The sequence below is a fragment of the Pseudomonas sp. SDO55104_S430 genome, assembly GCF_054070595.1.
Genome location: NZ_JBSVXG010000356.1, coordinates 1 through 4,010, shown reverse-complemented (window position 1 = coordinate 4,010; position 4,010 = coordinate 1). Strand labels below are relative to the sequence as shown.

General features: G+C 64.5%; 3 protein-coding genes. All 3 read left to right on the top strand.

Going from position 1 to position 4,010, the window contains the following annotated elements:
• The first annotated feature begins 224 nt into the window (after window positions 1-224).
• From ACW9JE_RS29285 to ACW9JE_RS29275, 3 genes are read left to right on the top strand one after another with little or no spacing between them, the layout of a single operon-like run.
• Entirely contained in the window at window positions 225-1,538 is a 1,314-nt protein-coding gene (locus ACW9JE_RS29285; protein WP_457434746.1) for an amino acid permease, read from the top strand.
• Window positions 1,531-2,808 (top strand): aspartate aminotransferase family protein, encoded by a 1,278-nt coding sequence (locus ACW9JE_RS29280; RefSeq protein ID WP_457434745.1) that lies wholly within the window; start codon window positions 1,531-1,533, stop codon window positions 2,806-2,808. The genes ACW9JE_RS29285 and ACW9JE_RS29280 overlap by 8 nt, the downstream gene beginning before the upstream one ends.
• 9 nt (window positions 2,809-2,817) lie before the next feature.
• The gene (locus tag ACW9JE_RS29275) at window positions 2,818-3,831 is read left to right on the top strand and encodes a phosphotransferase enzyme family protein (protein WP_457434744.1); all 1,014 of its coding nucleotides are present in this window, start codon (window positions 2,818-2,820) and stop codon (window positions 3,829-3,831) included.
• Window positions 3,832-4,010: the final 179 nt, after the last annotated feature.

Here is a 4,010-nt window from a genome sequence, read left to right as displayed (position 1 = left end):
CCTCGACTGACACTCCGCTTTCGCGAGCAAGCCCGCTCCCACAGTCTTGATCTGCTCCCAATCTGGCACCCACAACCAACCACCTGGCACACACGCAAACATCCCCCTCCACACCCCGGGCGTAGTATCGGGGCAGCCCTGGCGAAGGGGCGCAAGGCAACGCTGTAATCCCTCCATTTCTCACTAAAAACAATTAATCGGCTTTCGGGCCGCGGGAGACGTCTGTGCTTAAGAAAAGTGCGTTGGGCTGGCCGAAGATTGCCGGCCTCGGAATCGCGTTGGTGGTGGCCGGGCAGTTTTCCGGCTGGAACTTCGGTCTGGCGGCCGGTGGCTGGGTGAACATGCTGATCGCCACCTTGCTGATGGCGCTGCTGTGCGGAGGCCTGGCGTTGTGCGTGGCGGAACTGTCCACCGCCCTGCCCAGCGCCGGCGGCGTGTTTGTCTATGCGCAGACCGCGTTCGGGCCGTTCGTGGGTTATCTGGTCGGTGTCGCCTGCGCGCTGGCGTTGACCATCGGCACCGGCGCCGCTGCGACCTTCATCTGCGCCTACACCGAATCCATCTTCGGCATTGGCGGCTGGACGGTGAAGATCGCGTTGTTCGTCGTTATCATCAGCATCCACCTTCGCGGCGTCGGCGAGGCCATGGGCCTGACCTTCATTGCCGGGGTGATCGCGGTCGCCGCCCTGCTGACCTTCGGTCTGGCCATGGCGCCCCATGTCGAACTGAGCAACCTGCTGGCGCTGCCGGCCAACGTCGCCACCCCGGTCAGCCTCGCCGGCATCTTCGCCTGCGTGCCGTTCGCCATCTGGCTGTTCATCACCGTCGAGCAAACCGGCTCGGCGGCGGAAGAAGCCGAGAATCCAGGCCGCACCATGCCCCGCGGCATTCTCGCGGCTGTCGGCACCTTGCTGGTCACCGCTCTGGTGGTGCTGGTCTGCGCACCGGGCGCCGGCGGCGTGGAGCTGGTGGGTTCAGCAGGCGATCCGCTGTACGCAGCGATGTCGAGCAACAGCGCTTTCGGTGAAAACTCCTGGCTGGCCAAGGTCATCGGCTGCGGTGGCGTGTTCGGCCTGATCGCCACCTTCTTCTCCCTGGTCTACGCCGCCTCGCGGCAACTGTTCGCCATGGCCCGCGACGGCCTGTTCCCGCAGTGGCTGGGCAAGACCGGCAAGCGCCGCACGCCTTACCCGGCGCTGCTACTGATCGGCGCCATTGGCCTGCCGATGTCCGAGATCGATCCCGCCACCGTGATGCTCGCCGTCGTGCTGCTGCTCAACGTTTGCTACCTGTTCATTTTCGGCGCCTACCTGCGCATCAAGAGCAGCCAGCCCGACCTGCCACGCCCGTTCAGCCTGATCGGCGGCAAGCTGGTGGCATGGCTGGGCCTGGCCCTGACGCTGGTGGTGATCGCCGCCTGCTTCCAGCTCGATCTCAAGATGCTGATCGCCCTCGGCGCGACCTTCGTGCTGTGCATTTTCAACTTCCTGCTGCGCACCCGCCGCAGCACCGCAATCGAGGTTCCAGACCATGCCTGACACTCTCCTGCAACGCCGCCATCGCGTCCTGGGCAGCGCCTCGCCGCTGTTCTACGACAAACCGCTGCATCTTGTGCGTGGCGAAGGCGTATGGCTGTACGACATCGACGGTCGCCGCTACCTGGACGTCTACAACAACGTGCCCTGCGTCGGTCACTGCAACCCGCGCGTGGTCGAGGCGATGCATCGCCAGGCGAGCACCCTGAACATCCACACCCGCTATCTGGACGAGCAGGTGGTGCGTTACGCCGAGCGCCTGACCGCCACCTTCGCCCAGCCGCTGGACACCGCGATGTTCACCTGCACCGGCACGGAGGCCAATGAACTGGCGTTGCGTCTGGCGCGCTACGCCAGCGGCGGCACCGGGATCATCATCAGCGACTACAACTACCACGGTAACTCCGCGTCCCTGGCCGAAGTCACCACCGCCCTGCCCTCGCCCGAACCCTTCGCCGCCCATGCCCGTGCGGTGCCGATTCCGTGCCTGTACCGTGCACCGGCCGGCACCACCGAGGCGCAACTGGCGGATGAATACGCGGCCAACATCGCCGCGGCGATTGCCTCGATGCAGGCCCAGGGCATTCGCCCGGCAGCGCTGTTGATCGACACCCTGTTCGCCAACGAAGGCCTGCCACGGGTGCCGGCCAGTTTCGTCGCCAGGGCCGCGGAGCTGATCCGTGCAGCGGGTGGTTTGTTCATTGCCGATGAAGTGCAGTCCGGTTTCGGTCGTACCGGCGATCACCTGTGGGGCCATCAGGCCCACGGCGTGACCCCGGACATCGTTACTCTGGGCAAACCCATGGGTAACGGCTATCCGCTGGCCGGGTTGATCACCCACAAGGCGCTGGTCGAATCCTTCGGGCGCAACGCGATGTACTTCAACACCTTCGGCGGTTCGCCCGTGGCGGCGGCGGTGGGCATGGCGGTGCTGGACGAAATTGAAGAGAAACAGCTGCTGCTCAATGCGCAGAGCGTCGGCGCCTACGTGCAGCAGCGTTTGCAGGCGCTGGCCGTCAAGCATTCGATCATCGGCGATGTGCGCGGCAAGGGCATGTTCTTCGCCATGGAACTGGTGCGCGACCACGCCAGCAAGGAACCGGCGGGCCTGGAGGCGCGCAAGGTGGTCAACGACATGCGCGACAACGGCGTGCTGATCAGCAAGATCGGCGCCGGCGACAACATCCTCAAGCTGCGCCCGCCGCTGGTGTTCAACCGCGAGCACGCAGACATCTTCGTCGACACCCTGGACCACGCCCTGAGCGCGATTTGAGGCCCTGCCATGACTGAATTTCACACTTTGAGCCACGACCAGCAGGTGGCTCGCCTGCACGATCTGGCGCGCCACGCCCTGCAGCACTGGGAAGGCGATTTCGCCGACATCGAACTGGTGAAATACCGCGAGAACGCAGTGTTCTCCGCCCGCCGCCACGACGGCCAGCGCGTGGCCCTGCGCATTCATCGCAACGGCTATCACTGCGAAGCGGCGCTGCGCTCGGAACTGCAATGGATGGAGGCGCTGGAAAGCGCCGGGATCACTGTGCCGCAGATCATTCGGGCGCAGGATCAGCGGCATTTGATCGAGGTCAGTCACGCGGAGGTCGGCGAGCGGCATGTCGACATGCTCGCGTGGTTGCCGGGGGCGACCGCAGGCACTTCCGAGGCCGGGGTGCAGGCCGATACGGAGATTGATTTTCTGTTTGCCGAAGCGGGGGCGATTGCCGCGCGGATTCATCTGCATTCGGCGGATTGGCAGCAGCCGGACGAGTTTGTCCGGCATGCCTGGGACGAGGAAGGTTTGATCGGCGCCAATCCGTTCTGGGGGCGGTTCTGGGAGCTGGAGCAGTTGAGCGATGAGCAGCGGGATCTGCTGCAAGAGGCCCGGCGTCGGGCGCGTCGGGACTTGCGTCAGTATGGGCGGCATCTGGGCAACTTCGGCATGATCCACGCTGATCTGGTGCCGGAAAACCTGCTGATCGAAGGCCCGAGTTTGCGCTTGATCGACTTTGATGACGCCGGGTTTGGCTGGCATATGTTCGAGTTGGCGACTGCGCTGTACTTCTGTCTGGATGATCCGCGGTACGAGCAGATCAAGGCGGCGTTGCTGGCGGGGTATCACGCGGTCAAGCCACTGACCGAGGCGGATCGGCAGACACTGGCGTTGTTCCTGCTGCTGCGCGGCACGACCTACCTGGGCTGGATTCACACTCGCCGGGGGACGCAGACGGCGATTGAAATGGCGCCGATGCTGATCGAGCGCGCCTGCGGGTTGGCTCGGGAATATCTGCAGGCCTGACCCACCGCCATCGCGAGCAGGCTCGCTCCCACAGGGGGTTGTTGTCGTACACAGATTTTGTGTTCACAACAGATCTACTGTGGGAGCGGGCTTGCTCGCGAAGAGGCCCTCACATTCGAAATCTCTGTCGCCTGACACACCGCTTTCGCGAGCAAGCCCGCTCCCACATTTAGTTCTGC

Bases quoted from the DNA above. Each gene is read 5' to 3' on its own strand.
- ACW9JE_RS29280 (WP_457434745.1), top strand. From the start codon at position 1,531: ATGCCTGACACTCTCCTGCAACGCCGCCATCGCGTCCTGGGCAGCGCC.
- ACW9JE_RS29275 (WP_457434744.1), top strand. From the start codon at position 2,818: ATGACTGAATTTCACACTTTGAGCCACGACCAGCAGGTGGCTCGCCTG.